This window comes from Paenibacillus sp. Paensp38 (assembly GCF_059491915.1).
Genome location: NZ_CP168516.1, coordinates 1,939,210 through 1,958,920, shown reverse-complemented (window position 1 = coordinate 1,958,920; position 19,711 = coordinate 1,939,210). Strand labels below are relative to the sequence as shown.

Annotated in this window: 15 protein-coding genes; 4 read left to right on the top strand and 11 right to left on the bottom strand. The window is 45.3% G+C overall.

Features of this window, described 5'->3' with window-relative positions; all coding sequences use genetic code 11:
• The first annotated feature begins 21 nt into the window (after nt 1-21).
• Nucleotides 22-1,092: a UCP032817 domain-containing protein gene (locus ACEN8J_RS08990; RefSeq protein WP_029517458.1), complete on the top strand. Its 1,071-nt coding sequence runs from the start codon at nt 22-24 to the stop codon at nt 1,090-1,092.
• Between the two features lie 87 nt (nt 1,093-1,179).
• Here ACEN8J_RS08990 and glgA read toward each other — a convergent pair whose 3' ends face one another.
• Complete coding sequence (gene glgA / locus ACEN8J_RS08985; RefSeq protein WP_029517457.1) at nt 1,180-2,622, bottom strand: glycogen synthase GlgA; 1,443 nt, start codon at nt 2,620-2,622, stop codon at nt 1,180-1,182.
• A gap of 21 nt (nt 2,623-2,643) precedes the next feature.
• Nucleotides 2,644-4,566, bottom strand: a complete 1,923-nt coding sequence (gene glgB, locus ACEN8J_RS08980) for a 1,4-alpha-glucan branching protein GlgB (RefSeq protein WP_029517456.1) — start codon at nt 4,564-4,566, stop codon at nt 2,644-2,646.
• Between the two features lie 235 nt (nt 4,567-4,801).
• Here glgB and ACEN8J_RS08975 point away from each other — a divergent pair, with 235 nt between their 5' ends.
• Entirely contained in the window at nt 4,802-6,028 is a 1,227-nt protein-coding gene (locus ACEN8J_RS08975) for a glucose-1-phosphate adenylyltransferase (protein ID WP_029517455.1), read from the top strand.
• An 86-nt stretch (nt 6,029-6,114) separates the two neighbouring features.
• Here ACEN8J_RS08975 and ACEN8J_RS08970 read toward each other — a convergent pair whose 3' ends face one another.
• From ACEN8J_RS08970 to ACEN8J_RS08950, 5 genes are all read right to left on the bottom strand, one after another.
• On the bottom strand, nt 6,115-7,539 hold the full coding sequence (locus tag ACEN8J_RS08970; RefSeq protein WP_029517454.1) for a sensor histidine kinase: 1,425 nt from the start codon (nt 7,537-7,539) through the stop codon (nt 6,115-6,117).
• Complete coding sequence (locus ACEN8J_RS08965; RefSeq protein ID WP_007432526.1) at nt 7,536-8,234, bottom strand: response regulator transcription factor; 699 nt, start codon at nt 8,232-8,234, stop codon at nt 7,536-7,538. Before ACEN8J_RS08965 ends, ACEN8J_RS08970 begins: the two co-directional genes overlap by 4 nt.
• A gap of 1 nt (nt 8,235) precedes the next feature.
• Nucleotides 8,236-9,570 (bottom strand): hypothetical protein, encoded by a 1,335-nt coding sequence (locus ACEN8J_RS08960; RefSeq protein WP_322252736.1) that lies wholly within the window; start codon nt 9,568-9,570, stop codon nt 8,236-8,238.
• Nucleotides 9,567-10,292 (bottom strand): phosphonate ABC transporter ATP-binding protein, encoded by a 726-nt coding sequence (locus tag ACEN8J_RS08955; protein WP_029517452.1) that lies wholly within the window; start codon nt 10,290-10,292, stop codon nt 9,567-9,569. The genes ACEN8J_RS08960 and ACEN8J_RS08955 overlap by 4 nt, the downstream gene beginning before the upstream one ends.
• Before the next feature lie 82 nt (nt 10,293-10,374).
• A complete protein-coding gene (locus ACEN8J_RS08950) occupies nt 10,375-11,532 on the bottom strand; it encodes an MFS transporter (protein WP_029517451.1) in 1,158 nt (385 codons plus the stop codon).
• A gap of 441 nt (nt 11,533-11,973) precedes the next feature.
• On the opposite strand from ACEN8J_RS08950, the gene ACEN8J_RS08945 reads away from it, so the two are divergent.
• Both ACEN8J_RS08945 and ACEN8J_RS08940 read left to right on the top strand, forming a co-directional pair.
• Nucleotides 11,974-12,891: an ArsR family transcriptional regulator gene (locus ACEN8J_RS08945; protein WP_495594418.1), complete on the top strand. Its 918-nt coding sequence runs from the start codon at nt 11,974-11,976 to the stop codon at nt 12,889-12,891.
• A 66-nt stretch (nt 12,892-12,957) separates the two neighbouring features.
• Entirely contained in the window at nt 12,958-13,722 is a 765-nt protein-coding gene (locus ACEN8J_RS08940) for an HAD family hydrolase (protein WP_341070901.1), read from the top strand.
• Between the two features lie 31 nt (nt 13,723-13,753).
• On the opposite strand, the gene ACEN8J_RS08935 is transcribed toward ACEN8J_RS08940, so the two are convergent.
• The 4 genes from ACEN8J_RS08935 to thyA all read right to left on the bottom strand — a co-directional run bounded on the left by ACEN8J_RS08935 (nt 13,754) and on the right by thyA (nt 19,621).
• Complete coding sequence (locus ACEN8J_RS08935; protein WP_449292301.1) at nt 13,754-16,078, bottom strand: type IA DNA topoisomerase; 2,325 nt, start codon at nt 16,076-16,078, stop codon at nt 13,754-13,756.
• A 516-nt stretch (nt 16,079-16,594) separates the two neighbouring features.
• On the bottom strand, nt 16,595-18,082 hold the full coding sequence (locus ACEN8J_RS08930; protein WP_069011727.1) for a glutamate synthase subunit beta: 1,488 nt from the start codon (nt 18,080-18,082) through the stop codon (nt 16,595-16,597).
• A gap of 238 nt (nt 18,083-18,320) precedes the next feature.
• Entirely contained in the window at nt 18,321-18,809 is a 489-nt protein-coding gene (locus ACEN8J_RS08925; RefSeq protein WP_069011722.1) for a dihydrofolate reductase, read from the bottom strand.
• Nucleotides 18,810-18,826: 17 nt separating this feature from the next.
• A complete protein-coding gene (gene thyA / locus ACEN8J_RS08920; protein ID WP_069011721.1) occupies nt 18,827-19,621 on the bottom strand; it encodes a thymidylate synthase in 795 nt (264 codons plus the stop codon).
• Nucleotides 19,622-19,711 lie beyond the last annotated feature (90 nt).

Below are 19,711 nucleotides of genomic sequence, written 5' to 3'. Positions count from 1 at the left end.
AGAAAGGAGTAGCCAGCCATCATGGATAGTATGAGTAGCTTTTGGACGTTGTTTATTGTGATAGACCTCATCATTTTTTGGTTTATATTCCGTGCAATACGCAGGAACCGGGGAAACAGAAAAACACGGCGCCGGAATGCTTTTTTCCTCAGCTCCCCTTCTCCTTCTTCCCTTACGCAGGAGCGTCATCCAGAGATTACGGAGCTGATGCAGCTATTGGAGCAATCCATTCCCGTCTCCTATGCTCATAGCGTAAGGAATCGTGTAATGGAAGCCCACCCAGAGATTACGGAGCAAGAATATGATTGGCGTTGGCATGAGCTAAAACGATATTTTATGCTATGCGCGATTATGAATCGTGTGCCTATGTTCAGTAGTGATGTGGATGAATTATGGCACGAAATGTTGATGTTTACCCGCGAATATCAGCAATTCTCGGAAGCTTTTTTTGGTCGTATGCTTCACCATGCGCCCCATTCTGGCGGCTCTCAGCCGATGCCGGAGGAGCGTGCGTGGTTTGATTGGTTGTATGTGGAATGCTTTGGCTGGAACCGCTATAGCGCCAGTTTGTGGGGGACTTTTTTTAATCATCCATTACCGAACGACGAGCTTTCACATTATTACAAACTCACAACTTCGGCGCAGCCAGCAGGTAACCGTTGGAATACTCAGGAGAATATAGCCATTTCACAGCAAGCCCAACAAACGGTTCATAAGATTGTACAACATCTGCGCGAGCGGGTGAATAAAGCGGTGGATGATCCTGAGGGTAAGCAATTGCCTAAGGTCAACTATTTACAGGTCGACTATCTGTTATTAGCTGTTGTATGGTATTCATGGTATCAACCTGAACAATTTGCCATACACATGCACCCGGATGCTACAGGCAATGCCGGGTTAGCTAGCTCATCTGGTTGTAGCTCGGCAAGCGGCTGCTCGAACTGGGATACGCATCACTCGCATCATCATTCCTCCCATGACAGTTCTCATCATGGAGGCTCTTCTCACCATGATTCAGGCGATTCTGGTAGCCATTCTTCGTGTAGCAGCGGCTCTTCATGTGGAAGCAGCTGTGGTGGCGGGGGCGACTGATCATAGCAAAAAAGGGAATTCCTCAGCCAAACACTGGCTAAAGGGATTCCCTTTTTCATTAATATGAATATGGTGTTCCTACTCCGTTCAGTCCGTCTTTGTGAGCAAATGGTAAATATCCATATACGCTTCGGCTGAAACATCCCAACTATATTCTCCTGCGAAAGCCGTCTGTGTAAGCTTCGACCAATGCTCAGATTGGCGATAAAAATGAACAGCACGACGAATGGTGTTCAGCATATCATGTGCATTGTAGTTCGTGAAGCTAAATCCATTTCCTTCCCCTGTAGACTCATTGTAAGCCTGCACGGTATCGTTAAGGCCCCCAGTTTCTCGCACAATAGGGATACTTCCATAACGAAGCGCTAGCAGTTGGCTGATCCCGCAAGGCTCAAACCTTGATGGCATAAGATACATATCGCTTGCCGCATATATTTTTCGTGACAGAGGTTCGCTAAAAGCAAGCTGCGCCGACATTTTCAGTGGATAGCGTCCCGCTGCCTCACGGAACCAATGCTCAAAAGCCGGATCCCCTGTTCCCAAAACGACAAACTGGATATCATCATAATACAAGATTTCATCAAGCACTCTCGTTACCAGATCTAGCCCCTTCATATCTACAAGTCGGGTTACCATGGCAATCATAGGTACGTCCGGCCGTACCGGCAGACCCAGCTCCTTTTGCAGACCAATTTTGTTTTCCTTTTTCTTTGTCAGACTCGTTCGGTACTTCGTATAAATACGATTGTCCGTAGCAGGATTATAGCTTTTGGTGTCAATTCCGTTCACAATCCCTGTTAAGCGACCCTGATCTCCCAATTTACGAAGCAGACCCTCAAGCCCATATCCGTAAAATTCCGTTTGAATCTCCTCTGCATAGGTCGGACTCACGGTCGTGACATGATCCGAGTACGTAAGCCCACCTTTCATAAAATTCAGTCTGCCATGATACTCCACACCCTCGGAGGTGAAATAGCTCCCATCCAGGTTGAGCAGCTCAGTTAAGACCTCATACGGAAAATCCCCCTGATACAGCAGATTATGTATGGTAAACACCGTGCGAATATCGCTGTAGAAGGGCAAATGTCGATAATCGGCATTCAGAAGCAGCGGAACCATTGCTGTATGCCAATCATGACAATGCAAAATATCCGGCCGAAAGTTCAGTTCAGGCAGCATTTCTAAAATCGCTCGGTTAAAAAAGGAAAAGCGTTCGCCATCATCCATATAACCGTAAATACCGTCACGACCGAAGTAATACTCATTGTCTATAAAATAAACCTTGATTCCGTCTAATGTCAGTTCCTCTATTCCACAATATTGATTACGCCAGCCTACGGCTACTTGCTTTACCGCTACCGGACGTAGAGACTTTTTATAAGTATCGGGAATCCCCGCATATTTAGGCAAAATGATTCGGACGTCGCACCCCGCCTGACGAAGTGCCTTCGGCAGTGCGCCAATGACATCAGCCAACCCGCCTGTTTTAATAAATGGATGTGCTTCTGCTGCCGCAAACAAAATGTTCATATATGCTTCCTCCTTATGTGGTTAATCTGCTTTTTTAGGCCTCCGAGGCGCTTTCTTGAGTATAACGATGCTCAGGGGTGGTATAGTCACCTCCAAGCTGTGAAGCTGACCATGGCAAGGAATACGGGCGGTCCGTATCATTCCGGTATTTAGCTGGCCACTTCCCCCAAAGTCCTTATGATCACTGTTCAGCAGTTCGATATAACTCCCGGCCTTTTCCAGCCCAATTCGGTAGTTCTCTCTCGGTACGGGCTGAAAGTTAATAAGCACGACCAATGTATCTCCTGGCTTTTTACTTTTACGTAAATACGTAATTACGCTCTGCCCACGGTCCTCCGCCTCAATCCACTGATATCCATCCCACGAATGATCCAGTTCCCATAGTGCCTTTTCCTGAATATACAAATGATTCAGCGCTTTCGTAAAAGCGTGCAGCGAACGGTGACTGTCATAATCCAGCAGAAACCAGTCAAGCTGCTCCTCATCCTTCCATTCGATGAATTGGCCGAATTCCCCTCCCATAAATAATAGCTTTTTGCCCGGCGAGGTGAGTTGGTAACCGAGAAGCGCTCGAAGCCCGGCAAATTTTTGCTCATAGTTACCTGGCATTTTATCAAGCAGCGACTTCTTACCATGAACAACCTCATCGTGCGACAATGGCAGTGTAAAATTTTCGCTGTACGCATAAGCTATGGGGAATGTCAGCAAATTATGGCGCTCCGGTCTCTGATCGAAATTCGTTTCGATATAATCAAGCGTATCGTTCATCCAGCCCATATTCCATTTGTAATTAAAACCGAGTCCTCCATCGCTTACCGGGGAAGTTACCATAGGCCAGGCACTGGACTCCTCTGCCATCATCAGAGCATACGGATAATAGCGGAATACTGTTTCATTCAGTTGTTGAAGGAAGGCAATAGCCTCCTCATTTTCAATACCTCCCTTAGAGTTAAAACGATATTGACCGTCCTGCTTTTCAAAATCCAGCCGTAGCATACTCGTCACAGCATCTACGCGCAGGCCGTCAATATGGTACATATCCATCCAAAATAACGCATTAGATATCAGGAAAGAACGCACCTCCGGTTTGCTGTAATCAAACGTCAGCGTTCCCCAGCCGGGCTTTTCCGCAATCAGCGGATCCGCATATTCGAACAGGGGCGATCCGTCAAACAGCCTTAATCCATGAGCATCTTTTGCAAAATGGGCTGGGACCCAATCCATCAGCACTCCAATTCCCGCCTGATGGCAACGATCCACCAAATACATAAAATCATGCGGTTCTCCATAACGGCTTGTGAGTGCAAAATATCCAGTAAGTTGGTAGCCCCAGGAAAGATCATACGGATGTTCACTCAGCGGCATCAGTTCAATATGTGTATACCCCATATCAGTCACATAAGGCACAAGAAGCTCAGCTATTTCCCTGTATGTATAAAACGTACCATCTTCTTTTTGCTTCCAAGTGCCCAGATGAAGCTCATATATGTGTAGAGGCTTTCCATACGGTGCTCTACGTTTTCGGCGCCAAATCGCATCGTTCCAAGTATAACCATCTATAGAAGCTACCACAGAAGCCGTTGCCGGTCTCACTTCAGCACGTACCGCGTAAGGGTCTGCTTTCAGAAATCGTTCACCGTTTGCACCCGTAATGTCGTATTTGTAAAAAGTTCCTTGGGATATCCCCGGAAAAAAACGACTCCAAAAACCGGATTTGGGAACCCTATATAAGGAATCCTGTTCCCCATTCCAGTTGTTGCGATCTGTAGCAAGCCCGACATGGAGAGCATGAGGAGCCCAGACCGTAAAACGGACGCCCTGTTCTCCGTTCTCCACAGTAAGGTGGGAACCCAAAGATCGGTAGCTGTGATAAAGCGTTCCTTCATGAAACAAATAAATATCTTCCGATGAAATAGCCTGTTGCGGAAGAGTTTGGTCTGTCATCACGTCACCACCCTTATATGTTTGTAAGTAAAAATGTATGAATCGGTAATGCATTCGCTTTTGGCTCAAAGCTGACTTGAGTTATTACCCCATTCTAGCCACAATGAACAGAAAAATGACTAGGAAAAAAATAAACCTTAGTTTTTGGGGAATCTTATATACCTAATGGTTTCAAGAGTACCCCATACCGTTTATGTATGTACTACACTGACAACTAAACCGGGAGGGAAACGAAATGTTTAATAAAGAATGCATTGCCATGCTGCTGGCAGGCGGAGAGGGACGCCGTCTTGCTCCCCTTACTTCAACGATTGCAAAACCCGCCGTACCTTTTGGCGGTCATTACCGAATCATCGATTTTCCTCTCAGTAACTGCGTAAATTCAGACATTGATACTGTAGGTGTACTGACGCAATATGAGGCAGAATCCTTGCACGAACATATCGGGGATGGAACACCATGGGGTCTTACAAAAACAGATGACAAAGGAATTACCCTGCTTCCATCTTACAACACAGGTAACGCTGAATACTTAGGAACGGCAGATGCTATTCATAAGAATATTGAATATATTGACAGCCAAAATCCGGAGCATGTGCTTATTTTATCCGGTGATCATATCTACTATATGAATTATCGCGAAATGCTGAACCACCATAAGGAAAAAGGAGCTGCGGCTACCATTTCTGTCATGGAGGTACCTTGGGATGAAGCACACCGTTTTGGTGTTATGAGTGCGGATGAAGATCTACGTGTCACAGAATTTGCAGAGAAACCTGAGAAACCGGAAAGTAATTTGGCCTCTATGGGTATTTATCTTTTCAAATGGGATTACTTGAGAAACTACCTGTTAGAAGACGCACAGGATGCTCAATCCAGTCATGATTTTGGTAAAGATATCATACCTAAAATGTTAGCGGATCAAGAATCCTTGTACGTTTATGAATTCCAGGGCTATTGGAAGGACGTAGGTACCGTTAAAAGCCTGTGGGATTCACACATGGATTTGTTACACGAGAATTGTGCGATCGACCTTCAACGTAAGGATTGGCCGATGTATACACGTGAACGCCGCACAAGGTTGAGCGCACAAAAGGTACCTAACCGTCAAACGCAGCCATTGGGCAGCTTGTTGCATGATTCCTGTCAAGTAGAGGGCCGAATTGAACGCTCCGTTGTATTTAGTGGTGTCGAGGTAGGTAAAGGATCAGCCATCAAAGAAAGTATCGTTATGCCGGACACACGCATTGGACGTAACGTCCATATTGAACATGCGATTATCGGTGAAGGTGCTGTGATTCGCGATGGTGCTGTCATTAAAGGCAGTCCGGGCGAAATTATGGTCATCGGACCCAATGAAGTGGTATTTGGTAAAATGGCGGTACGGCCGCAAACTACACGTATGCTGAAAGAAGCTTACGAGCGCAATACACGCTTGCGTGCCGAAGGTTTTACTTCATAACGTTACCCCAAATCAAAAACAGCCAGCCCTCCCGATTTAAGAGGACTGGCTGTTTTTCTAATTGCACCTATAAGTAGGCTTTAAATCTATTCTTCAGTGAGTTGTGGTGGTTCCACGGATTGCTCTGCTTGCAGAGCAGGTAATGAAACCGTAATAGTGGTGCCAGCCCCCAGTTCACTTCTGATGAGCATCTGACCATGATGGCGCTCGACAAACTGTTGTGAGATTGCCAATCCCAGTCCAGTACCACCGTTTTGGTGGTCTACCTGGAAAAAGCGGTCTCTTACTCTGGCAAGATTTTCAGCACTAATTCCAATTCCTGTATCTTGTACGGATATCTCGATATTGCCATCAACCCGTTGAAGCGACAGAAAAATAATTGAGCTTTCATGCGAAAACTTGATAGCATTATCCACAATGTTCAAAAATACCTGTTTTAGACGGTTACCGTCTCCATGGACGAAATATGCCGCTTCTTCCGAATCAAGCTGAAGTTTTATTTGCTTCATTTCTGCTTTGGCCCATACGTTCAGCATAATTTCCTGCAAAAGCTCCCGAAGATCTACCGTTCCCATTACAAGCTTCATGGCATTTTGCTCCAGCTTGGAAAAATCGAGAATTTCCTCCACCAAGCCAATCAGCCGATCCGTCTCTTTAGAGATAATCTTCATCCCGATTTTCGTCTCTTCGGGGTCATAGCCGCCAGAATTTAACGTTTCACTCCAACCCTTAATAGATGTAAGCGGAGTACGCAATTCATGAGATATAGATGAAATAAAATCATCCTTGATTTGATTTGTTCTGACAATTTCCTGTGCCATATAGTTCAGAGTCGAAGCCAGTTCACCCAACTCATACCGATAATCGCCTTCAATGCGTGTATCAAACCTCCCCTGAGCCATCTGAGCAGATACATCGCGGATATTATTAATCGGTCTAACAATGGAATTCGCGAGCCCTGTACTGACCACAAATACAATAACCAGTACAGCTGCCATGATGCCAAGAGAAAACAGCGTAATCGTAAACAGCTTATCATTTACCAATTCCAGCGAGGTTGTATACCGAATAACGTACACCTGGTCTCCGACGATATTGTCCAGTTTTTGAGATACCGCCATCACCTGCTGCCCCGTGCTCGGTTGCTTTCCGATCCATTTGCCCGTATCCCCAGCTAATGCTTGTGTCACATCACTTGTTTGCACACTTAGATCTGCTGCAAAATTCGTTGAGTTATCAATTACATTTCCCTGTTCATCGAGCAACTGCAGTTCAGTAAAGGGCAGAGAAAATGTATTTAACAAATACGATTGCAAAGACTGTTCCGGCTCTTTAAATTTGGGTGCAAATTCACTTACCGATTCGATACGGCTTTCGATATGTTTGTAAATGGAATCGTAATAGTACGACCGGAGTGCAAACATAAAAATGACTTCTACTAACAGAAGCGCTAAGAACACTACGAAAAAATAGTGAAGCACAATCTGTCGGCGAATTCCCTTTTTGATCATTGAGACTGACCTTTCCATTTATATCCATGTCCCCAAACTGTTTGTAAAAAAGCCGGCTCGGATGGATTGTTTTCAATTTTCTGCCGAAGACGTCGGATATTCACATCTACAATTTTCGGATCGCCCATATACTCTTTGCCCCATACGTGATCAAGTAGAACATCTCGGCTGAGCGGCGTGTTCTCTTTTTCCAGAAAAAATTGAATCAGAGAAAACTCAGTCGGTGTCAGCTCAATCAGCTGCCCGTTCTTCTTAAATTGCTTAGCAATCAAATCCAGGGTGAACGGTCCAGACTGGAAGGACACTTTGGCTGCTGTTTCACGATGAACATTCACCCGACGCAATAACGATTGAATACGTGCAATCAGCTCCGTCGGGCTAAAAGGCTTGCTCACATGATCATCGGCCCCTACAGACAAGGCATATACCTTATCCTGCTCCTGTACCTTCGCTGTGAGAAAGATAATGCCGATGCGCTCATTCGTCTCCCGGATTCTCCGACAGACTTCAAAACCATCCATACCGGGTACCATTACGTCAAGCAGTGCAATATCAATATCCCGCACCGTGTTCAAAATATTCAGAGCCTCATGCCCTTCCGACGCCTCCAGCACCTCAAAACCGTTACGTTTCAAATTAATGACGATAAAGCTGCGAATGGATTCCTCGTCTTCCATGATTAAAACTTTACTCACTCTACTCTACCTGCCTTTCCCCCAGCTTGTTTTTAATGGTTTTACGCGGTTCCAGCTCACTGGATCGCTTAATGCCAATGACCTGCGCATTCGTTCGCCACAGTTGGCTATACCCTTCGTTGTTTCGCTCCCATTGTGACAACGAGAAAAATTTAATTTCCGCTATCGTTTTGTCTGTATCATCCAAAATAAAGCGCAAATAGCTGTCCTTCTTCGAAACTTTCGGATCAATCGTCACCTTGCCATGCAGCTCTTTCGGTAATCTGAAGTAGACCTGTTCATTAGAATCACGATACTGCTGCTGCTTAAAAATCGTTCCTTTCGCCCCGTCCCACTGATAGAACGACACAAAATATGGAACCTCATCCAGCGGCTTGTTACTCCAACCTTTAGGCTTCTCCAAATTACCAAATTCCAGAATACCGTCACCATCCACATCACCACTGGCGATGGTCGCATCCTTGAAGGTGACATCCATAAGATTAAGCTTCCTAAGCTTGCCGTGATCCATCACAATAACATTGGAAACGGTAGTGGTCTGAGCAATTTTGGTGTCTATAATAATCCCCTGCCTACCCTCGGCTACCTTGCCAGCAACGACATTATAGACATCTAAGACCTGACTGTCCAAATCCAACGATCCGATTTCCTTAAAGGTCCCCCCACTGAATTGGAATGTTTTAACTGTAAAGAATTCATTACGTCGCAGCGTGATAATCGTCAAATCATTCAATTTATCCCCGTTTAAGTCCATCTTGTTATGCTTAAAATCATCTACGACGAAGTCCGTATAACCTGTAGCATATATTTTCTCCAGAGTTCCTCCGGTATAGGAATACACGATGAGTCCCTTCTGGTCCCCGCCATCGCCACTATCTCCGCTGGAAAAACCCGCTACAATATCGAGTGTTCCATCATTCGTTAAATCCACGAGCTTAAATGACTCCAGCACAGTGCCTTCCCCATCAAACGTCAGCTTCTTTACCCACGTTCCCCCCTGATCTTCAAACAAGGCACCATGTATTTTTACGCTCTCATCAGGCGTTTCATAAAAGAGCACTGCTTCGTCTGTGCCATCATTGTTCAAATCACCCGTTCGAATTGGCGTCGGGTCATCTGGATCATTCGGCCTTAAAGGCTGTACCGCCCCTAGTTGCGTATTCACTGCACCATTCAGTTCCTGCTTCTCGTCAGACATCGTCGGTGTCTCCATCAGCGAAATGGGATCGCTAATAACATTACAGCCGCTTAAAAATCCAGCAAGGAGCAGCAAGGAACAGCAGCCAGTCACCATTCTCAACAGCATTATTTTCACTTCTCTTGCCGTCCCCTTCACAATTTGTTCTTTTCCGCTTGTGTCAATCGTCTCCCCTGAATATCAAACACCAATTCACCATCATTCAACCCCCATATACGGGAAGCAAAGCGTTCAGCCATTTCCAACGGCAGTACAGTCATGATCGTCACCCGCTCGTCAGAACACAGCTTGCGAAAAGTCTCCAATACATGCGCTGCCGAAGCTGGATCAAGTCCATTTACAGGCTCATCAGCTAAAATAACTTTAGCTCCGTGCACGAGAGCACGCGCAGTCGCTACCCGCTGCCGCTCGCCACCGCTGAGCTTGTCGCATTTATCATGCGCCTTATCCAGCAGACCCAGATCCTCCAGTACGTCCATCGCTCCCATATAATCGTCGGAACGCACCATACCGGTCACCATTCTCCACATTGGAGTTTGACCGGATCTGCCAATGAGCACATTTTTAAGAGCGGTTCGATTCATATTTAGATGCGGGTTTTGCTCCAGGTATGCCCATTCCCGCTTTATTTTCATCTTGCCAGTCCAACCGGATTTCAGCACATCATTGCCACCTACAATTAAACTGCCTTCATCCCATGGCTCTTGTAAAGCAAGACAGCGAAGCAGCGTCGTTTTGCCGCTTCCACTTGGCCCCACTATGGCTATGAATTCGCCTTGATGAATTTCAGCATCAATTCCTCGAAGTAGCTGGGTCCGTTCAGGTCCCACTTGTTTGGTCAGCTTCCGAATTTTAATCATCTAAGTGATTCCCCTTTGCGCACCATCAATACTGTTTATATTTTATAGTAAATGTGAAACAAATACCATGCAAACCGCAGTTTTAAACCGCCGTTACTCTTTTTCTGGAAAACAAACCTAACAATCCGAAAACAATGTAACTACCACCAAGGACAAGAAACATGCTGCCTTGAGTTCCAAAGTCCAGCAACCCTCCGCTAATATTAGGTCCGATCACACTTCCCAGATTAAAATGAAAGGATGCCAGTACATTCGCGGCTGCTAAAAAAGATTTGGGCAACAGATCAGCGGCGTAGGCCAAACCGAGGGAGAAAAAGGAGCCTACTAAACCACCTGCTAGAGTCAGCAATATCAAAGTGAACATAAAATGATTGCCGCTCCATGGTAGCAACATAAAGGTCATTCCCCCTGCTATGCCTACGCTCATTAGCACCTTTTTACGTCCCCAACGGTCACTCAATATCCCTAGCGGCAGCTGCAGAACTAACCCTCCCAAACTGACGAACGGCAGCAAGGCGGCGATTTCATCGGTATGAAAGCCAATACGCAGGCCATAGACTGGAAAGTTACTGTTCAGGCTCGCTTCCATATAGCCATATAGAAATGCAGGCAAAAGAGCGTACCATGCCCAGCTGTAGCTGCGACGAAATCTTTGAGTGGGACGCGCCTCGGACTCCAGCTTCTCTGGTCTGGAGTCCGGCAGCTTAATTAACACCAACAGCAAAACAAGCAAGCACAATAAGGCCAACGCAGCAAATGGAACCAGCATTCCATAATCAAGTAGCCATAATCCTAATGGTCCTAATGCAAAACCCAGACCGTAAGACATACCATAAAAGGAAATGTTGCGCCCTCGCTTCTCTGCTGGAGTCACCAGCAATATCCATAGCTGCGCAGAGTAGTGCAATGCACTGTCGCCAATACCTACTAGCAGACGCAGTATGAACCATATCCGAATATCAGGGATTAGCGGAAACAGCAGCAGCGTAATGAGCACTAGCACAAGCCCACCGGCCATCAGCTTTTTAAACCCTAACCAGCCCAATGTCCGTTCTGCCACCAACGTCATTGCGAATGAACCAATATACAGAGCAGCCGCATTCATTCCATTTAGTGAAGATGAAACTCCCATTTGTTCCAACGAGATAGACAGAATAGGTAATAATAAACCTTGGCATAATCCAGCAACAATAATAACAGCAATTAAAATAAAATAATGAACCCGTAACGACGACGACATCCTAGCTCCTCCTGATCGAACAAATAAAATAATTAAAAAATCAATGTTAAGAAATGATTTGCATTTGATTCCATAATCAATAATAATTCTTATCACTATGTATTCCATGCCGTCCTGCCAAACCGGCAAATCACATACAAATTCAGGTGTAATTTGCGTATTAAAGAATAGAAGAAAAAAATCGCCATCTGAGATGACGATTTTACGGAAAGAGCTTGTCTGGTATGTATCTGACTCCCTTCGGTTAAGGAGCCTCGTATGTTCAATCCGAACCCATTCACGTCACAACGCACTATTTCATATTATAGTGGACAATCCCTGGCAGAACAAGCCATAATAAATAAGTGAGCAATCATTAAAATGCTCATGTTTTGCTTATGGACGGGCTTAATTACGTTCACCGCTCTGGGCTAGAAGACAGAATAGGAGGCATTGGGTTCCATGAGTTATCAAATTAAAATAGACACTTCTCCAATTTATGAATTGCTCGGCAGCTTCATGGCCTATGTGACTAAAAAGTGGGTTCAAGATATGGACTTGGGCCATGAATGGATCGACAAGGTAGATGCACGACTACAACATGAAGTTCGTACTGAGCTGGCTACAGCTCAGGATTGCCCTTTTAGCGATTATGACGCACTCTATGCTTGGGCGTTACTTCGTCCGGAATCAGATGAAATATCTGATTATATCTCTTATTTGGACCACGGTCCGGATAAAGATATGTTTGAGTTGCTCGTTCCGCATATCCCTTTTTTAACCTTTGAAGAATCTTTACGCATTCGTAAGGTATACGCACCACTCCTCAAATTGTGGGATCGTGATTATTTTCGGGCCCTGGAAGGCGAACTGCGTGTGTTGGCAGAAGAAGACGCTGCGGAAAAGCGCATGCTGCTGAGTAAAATGGAACCGGGAGCACTGGTTGAATATGCGACAGCTGGACTAGTCGTGCCACACATGGAAGACCTGGATACAGTAGTCCTATTTCCAGTTGTCCATAATCGCCCGATTAATTCATACTGTTTTTATACCCGCACACTGCTGATCCAGTATCCAGTAGATATCCCCGAGGAGAGCGAGGAAGAACCGCCTACGCTTCTGCTACGGCTCACTCGTGCGGTTAATGATCCGCAGCGGCTACGAATTCTGCGTTATGTAGCTCAAGGTCCTAAGTCTCTCGAAGATATGCGCCATGATTTGAGCCGTTTGGAAGATACACTCATGTCTGATATGATGATTTTACGAGTCGCTGGTCTGCTCCGAATTCACATCGGACGTTATCATAAGGAAAGATTCAGCATCCGTCCCGATGGCGCGGCTGATTTACAGGTATTTTTGGAATCCTATATTGGATTGTAATTTGAATTGTACTTTTAGTTATAACCGAAGCAACGTTAAAGCTTTGGCTTGGAAGGAGTATGCATCATGTCGTATCCGAAGCAGCACATTTTATTTGATCTTGATGACACCTTAGTCCACTGCAACAAGTATTTTGACCTGATCCTCAACCACTTTTTCGATTTGCTTCAGGAATGGTTTGCAAATCATAACCTAACGAAAAATACGATTCGTGAAAAACAAATCGAAATTGATGTGGCTGGAGTTCATCAAGTAGGCTTTGCCAGCGAGCATTTCCCACAATCTTTGATAGATACGTACCAATTTTTCTCGGAACAATTCGGACGCCGTCTCGATTCTCGGGAAGAGCAGGAGCTTCGCTCTCTTGGCCGAAGTGTGTACGAACAGGAAATCGAACCATATCCAGGCATGGTCGAAACGCTGAACTCCCTCCAAAAAGCAGGGCATTCCCTCCATCTGTATACTGGCGGTGAGCAGATCATTCAAGAAAGAAAGATTGAACAAATGAAACTGGCTACCTACTTTGATGACCGCATCTACATTCGCCAGCATAAAAATGTCGAAGCCCTAGAAGAAATCATCCAGATGAATCGCTTGGACCGAAGCATCACCTGGATGATCGGGAATTCTCTGCGCACTGATGTTTCTCCAGCCCTTGCCGCAGGTATTCATGCTGTATATCTCAAGCAGCCTAAGGAATGGATTTACAATATGGTTGAACTGCAAAAAAACGTGAACTCCGTGATGTATACGATACAGAAGCTAACGGAAGTACCACGGGTTATCCACGAAAGCATACAATTGCACCAACAAAAAAGGACCCTCGGATAGGGTCCTTTTTTGTATTGGTCTAAACCCTGTCTCAGGATTCCTCTCGAACGCTAAGTTGTCCTGTACCAGGTTCATTCAGAACAATTCGCGCTTTGACGGTCGATCCATCTTTACGCTTAAAAGACAACAATTGCGTCTGTCCCCTCGTCAACAAGGACTTGAGCATCGTTTCGGTAATCTGCTTTCCAGCATATTCCTTCCAGACGACAAAGCCACAACCCTGCTTGTAGTGGCTGCACCCATACCCTTTACGCCCTTCAATAATGCTTCCGCCGCAATTAGAGCGTGGACAGCTACCTAAAGCTTGCCTTTGGCTTCCTGAAATGCCTGAGGATCCGTCGGAAGAGCTGCGTGCTGGTGGTGCTGCTTGCTCTAGCGTTGCGCTTCCAGCGCTGCCACCGCGTCCTGATGTAGCACGCCCCACCCCTTTGGCGGCGGTGCGTCCGCTCGCACGCGCACTACTTGCGCCTTCTTTTCCAACCGCACGCTTCCCCCTTGCTTCCTCACCAAAGGCATTTGCCGGAGCCGGCGGCTGCTGCCTCACCTTATCAATGATGGACAACGTAAATCTTTTAACGTTCTCCATAAACTTCTCTTGAGCCGCCTCACCCTTGGAAATTTGATGTAGGCGACGTTCCCATTGACCTGTCATCTCCGGGGAGGCTAATAGATCAACCCCAGCATGACGGATCAGGTCAATAGCCATCTTTCCTTTTTCCGTAATAAGAATCTTTTTACCCTTCATTTCAATATAGCCAACCTTTTTCAATCGTTCAATTGTGGCGGCCCGCGTCGCAGGTGTGCCTAAACCGGCATCCTTCATGACCTCACGCAATTCCTCATTCTCCATCTGTTTACCCGCGCTTTCCATCGCCTTAAGCAATGTACCCTCCGTGTAGCTTTTAGGGGGCTGAGTTGCCTTTTCTTTCATCTCGGCGCGAACACAATCCACGGGACGCCCCGCATCAATCTCAAACTTCTTGTCCGTCCACTCGTCCGTTTCCTCTTCATCTTCTTTTTTCGGTGATTTGCTCTTTTTACCTTTATCCTGATCAACCTTACTTAAAACTACTTTCCACCCCAAGGAAAGAAGCTCTTTAATATTTGTTTTAAACAGATGCTTGTCCACCTGTGTCATTACGGTATGCATTTTGTATTCAGCAGGCGGAAAAAAATGCGACAAAAACCTGCGAATAACCAGGTCATATACATTTTGCTCTTCTTTGCTTAGTGTTCCTGGCCTTTTTAATGTCGGCAAAATAGCATGGTGATCCTCAACACGAGATGGATTGCAGACCGATTTATTCTGTTTATGAACCAAATTGGGGTTCGCTTGTTGGACCAGATCAGCATAAGGACCTGTGCCCAGCATCCGTAGTGCCTTGTGCATGCCGTCTATATTTTGCTCTGTCACATAGTTAGAATTGGTACGCGGATAGGAAATGACCTTGTGGCGCTCATAAAGCGCTTGTGCCACATCCAGTGTTTTTTTGGCCGAATAACCGTACTTGGCATTCGCCTCGCGTTGAAGCAGCGTTAAATCGTACAATTTAAAAGGATACTCTTTTGTCTGCTTGGTGTCATATTTGGTGATTTTACCTATTTTTCCGCGAACAGCCGCAGCGATTTCCTCAGCTTCCTCTGGCTTCGTCAGCCTATCCCCCTGCCACGCACCTTTGTACTTGATCTGATCTTGCTTAAATTCTGCCCACACGTCATAGAAGGTTTGAGACTGAAATGCCTCAATTTCTTTTTCCCGGTCATGAATCAGTGCCAGCACGGGAGTCTGCACCCGTCCTACCGACAGCAGTGTGTTATGTCGTGTTGTGAACGCTCTGGAAGCGTTCATGCCGATCAGCCAGTCCGCTTCACTTCGTGCCCGCGCAGCTTGAGTCAGAAATTCAAACTCCGAAGCATCTCGCAATCGTTCAAAGCCTGTCGCAATACTTTCCGCTGTCAAGTCTGAAATCCACAGTCGCTTAACTGGCTGACGCAACTTTAATTGCTGTTGGATCAACGCAAAAATATATTGCCCTTCCCGTCCAGCATCACAAGCATTTACGATGGCATCGCAGCGTTTGGCCAGTTCACCAATCATTTTCAGCTGATCTTTTGTTTTCGGATTCGGTACAATTTTGAACTGCTCAGGGATAATAGGAAGATCCTTAATATTCCATCGCTTGTACTTAGCATCGTATGCATCCGGCTCAGCCAAACCCAGTAAATGCCCGATCGCCCAGGTTACAATGTATTTCTCCCCTTCCAAATAGGTACGGTTATTTTTAGCCCGCGGCTCCATAACAGCGGCAATCGTCCGTCCCATATCCGGTTTCTCAGCAATAATCAACGTCTTCATTCATACTCCATTCCTTCCTGACGGCCTTCTGTTTCTCCTCCATGAATCATACATATACATGGATATTAATGAAAACACAGGTATCCCGGCCTCATGCAAAAGGAGCCTTCTCCCGACGAAAGCTCCTTTGTAAATTCATTTAGTCAAACGCTTCAACAATATACGTGTATTATACCATAGATACCATGGTTCTCTCAGGTCATGATTTTAAATAGTCACCGAAAGTTATGTATATGTTAATTTACATTACATATATATCAGATTTTCTTGTGAAATAATTCTTTTTTCTATAAAAAAGCTACACTAAACACTCTTTTTTATGTTATGATCAATTTAGATAAGAAATATATGGTGATACGATTAAATTTAAGTTATATTATATAACATATATTTCACAATGTTTCACAGCTCAATAATCATTTATTCATTTTTCGCTTCTGGCAGACTCAGCTTGAAATACAATAAAGCCCCATCCGAAGATGGAGCTTTGACTGATCCGTAACATAAAATTTATAATTACACCAAAACGGTAGCGCCCATGAGGTATTTATCAACTTCACGCGCAGCTTCTCGACCTTCATTAATAGCCCACACAACAAGACTTTGTCCGCGACGCATATCACCTGCAGCAAAAACCTTATCCACATTAGTAACATATTTTCCATAACGTGCTTTAACGTTGGAACGACGATCCGTCTCCAAGCCAATTTGCTCTACAATCGTTTGCTCAGGACCATCAAATCCAATGGCAATAAGAGCAATTTGTGCAGGGAATACGCGCTCCGTACCTGGAATCGGTTGATAGATTTTGCGCCCTGTTTCATCAACAATCCGTTGAATTTGAATGGTGTGCAGCTCTTTCAGATTACCGTTTTCATCACCTACAAATTTGGTCGTCATGATGGAGAACTCACGTGGATCTTCTCCGAACAGCGCCTTAGCTTCTTCCTGTGCATAATCAAGAGAATACACGTTTGGAAATTGTGGCCAAGGATTGGCAATCGGGTCACGCTCCATAGGTGCTTTGGTATGTGTGCCAAATTGAGTGACACTCCGACAACCATGACGCAAAGAAGTAGCTACACAGTCCGAACCCGTATCACCGCCACCGATTACAATAACGTCCTTACCTTGGGAAGACAAATAGTTGCCATCTTCCAGATTGGAGTCCAAGTAACTTTTGATGGTACCATTCAGATAATCCATCGCATAATGAACACCCTTCAAATCGCTACCTTCAATGTTGAATTCTCTTGGCTTCGTAGAACCACCGCATAGAACAACAGCATCATATTCACCAATCAACTGATCGGTAGGGATATCTTTGCCGATTTCCGTATTGGTGATGAATTGAATACCTTCAGCCTCCAGCAAATCCACTCGCCGCTGAACAACCTTTTTATCCAATTTCATGGACGGTATGCCATACATCAATAATCCACCCACACGATCTGCACGCTCATACACAGTCACGCTGTGCCCTGCTTTGTTAAGCTGAGCCGCTGCAGCCAAACCTGCCGGACCCGAACCGACAACAGCCACTCGTTTGCCTGTACGCTTTTCTGGCGGATTAGGGACAACCCAGCCTTCCTCAAAACCCTTTTCGATAATAGCTTCCTCAATGGTTTTAATTGTAACAGACTGTCCGATCAGTCCCACAGTACATGAACCCTCACATGGCGCAGGACAAACACGACCTGTGAATTCTGGGAAGTTATTCGTTTTGTGCAGCCGCTCTAGCGCTTCCTTCCACAAACCACGATATACGAGATTGTTCCATTCCGGAATGAGATTATGAACCGGGCAGCCTAAAGTTGCTCCCATGATATCCATCCCCGTATGACAATAAGGGGTTCCGCAGTCCATACAACGCGCCCCTTGGGTACGCAGCTCTTCCTCAGACATATGCTTATGGAATTCTTCCCAATCCTTTATACGCTCTGCCGGGTCCCGGTCTGTAGGAAGCTGTCGTGTGTATTCCATAAATCCAGTTGGTGTAGACATGTTACGTTCCCCCATCTCTTCGCTTATGAACCCCGATCATCCATTCAGAATTTAAGTCAAATTCGAATTTGTCTATTTGTATTATGAAAGGGTCTGTTCTCATTGAATTTGATTTATTGTATCACAATACAGCGTAAAAGTGATGAAAACTTATGCAACTTTCTGCATCAACAGCCAAAAGGATTTTTTATATGGTTTATTAATTTTTCAAATGAGTGGGGTCGGATATAGTCTATTCTTATTCGGTTCTCTCGTAAACAACAAAACGATACTCATAGGGATTTTTGTCATCCTTGATACCTGGGGTCTCACTAACTATATTCCAGCCGTTCCAATCCAGCTCAGGGAAGGTTGTATCGCCTTCAAAAACCTCCTCAATCCGAGTCACAATCAGCCGATCAGCATGTGGCCAAAACAGTGAATAAATCTCTGCTCCTCCGATGACCATTAACTCTTCCTGCTTTGCTAATTGGAGTCCTTCTTCCATTGAATGAATTACTTCCGCACCTTCCGTCTGATAGCGCAGATCTCGGGTCAAGACAACGTTACGCCGGTTTGGCAGGCTTTTTCCTCCAAAGGATTCCCACGTTTTGCGTCCCATGAGTACCGTTTTATTAATCGTCTGCTCTTTGAAAAAGGCCATGTCTCTAGGGAGGCGCCAGGGAAGTTTGTTATCTCGGCCGATCACACCATTTTGTGCCATAGCCCATATCATTGAAATGCCCATTTTCCCACCTCCTCTAATCAAATGGCGACAGGCGCCTTAATCCCTGGATGATATTCGTAATTTTCAAAAGCAAAATCGTCGTAGGTATAATCAAAAATCGAATCCGGCTTGCGCAGAATTTTCAACTGAGGCAACGGATAAGGATCACGTTCCAACTGTGTATGCACTTGTTGCATATGATTTGAATAAATATGCACATCGCCGCCTGACCAAATAAATTCGCCGGGCTCCAAACCGCACTGCTGTGCAACCATATGCGTTAGTAATGCATAACTTGCGATATTGAACGGCAACCCTAAAAAGGTATCCACAGAACGCATCGTTAGCATACAGGAAAGCTTCCCTCCAGCTACATAGAACTGAAATACAAAGTGACATGGCGGCAACTTCATCGATTCGATTTCAGCCACATTCCAAGCACTGACAATGTGTCGACGTGAATCCGGATTTTTTTTAATAGCTTCAATGACATTCGCAATTTGGTCAATATGTTGTCCGTCTGTTGTTTCCCACGAGCGCCATTGCGACCCATATACAGGCCCCAGATTCCCCTGCTCGTCTGCCCACTCATCCCAAATGGTAACTCCGTTCTCCTTGAGATAAGAAATGTTGGTATCTCCCCGCAAAAACCATAACAGCTCATGAATAACGGATTTCAAATGTACTCTTTTGGTGGTCACCAAGGGGAAGCCCTTGGCCAGGTCAAAACGGAGTTGCCTTCCGAAAACAGATAGTGTACCCGTTCCTGTACGATCCTCTTTTTTTACTCCATTCTCTAAAATATCCTCCAGCAGTTCCAAATAGTTACGCACGTTATTCCTCTCCTTTGAGCATGAATAAAAACCTGGCATCGCCAGATTCTAATCTTTAAAATTCTTTTCTGCACCCATATCTATAGTTAG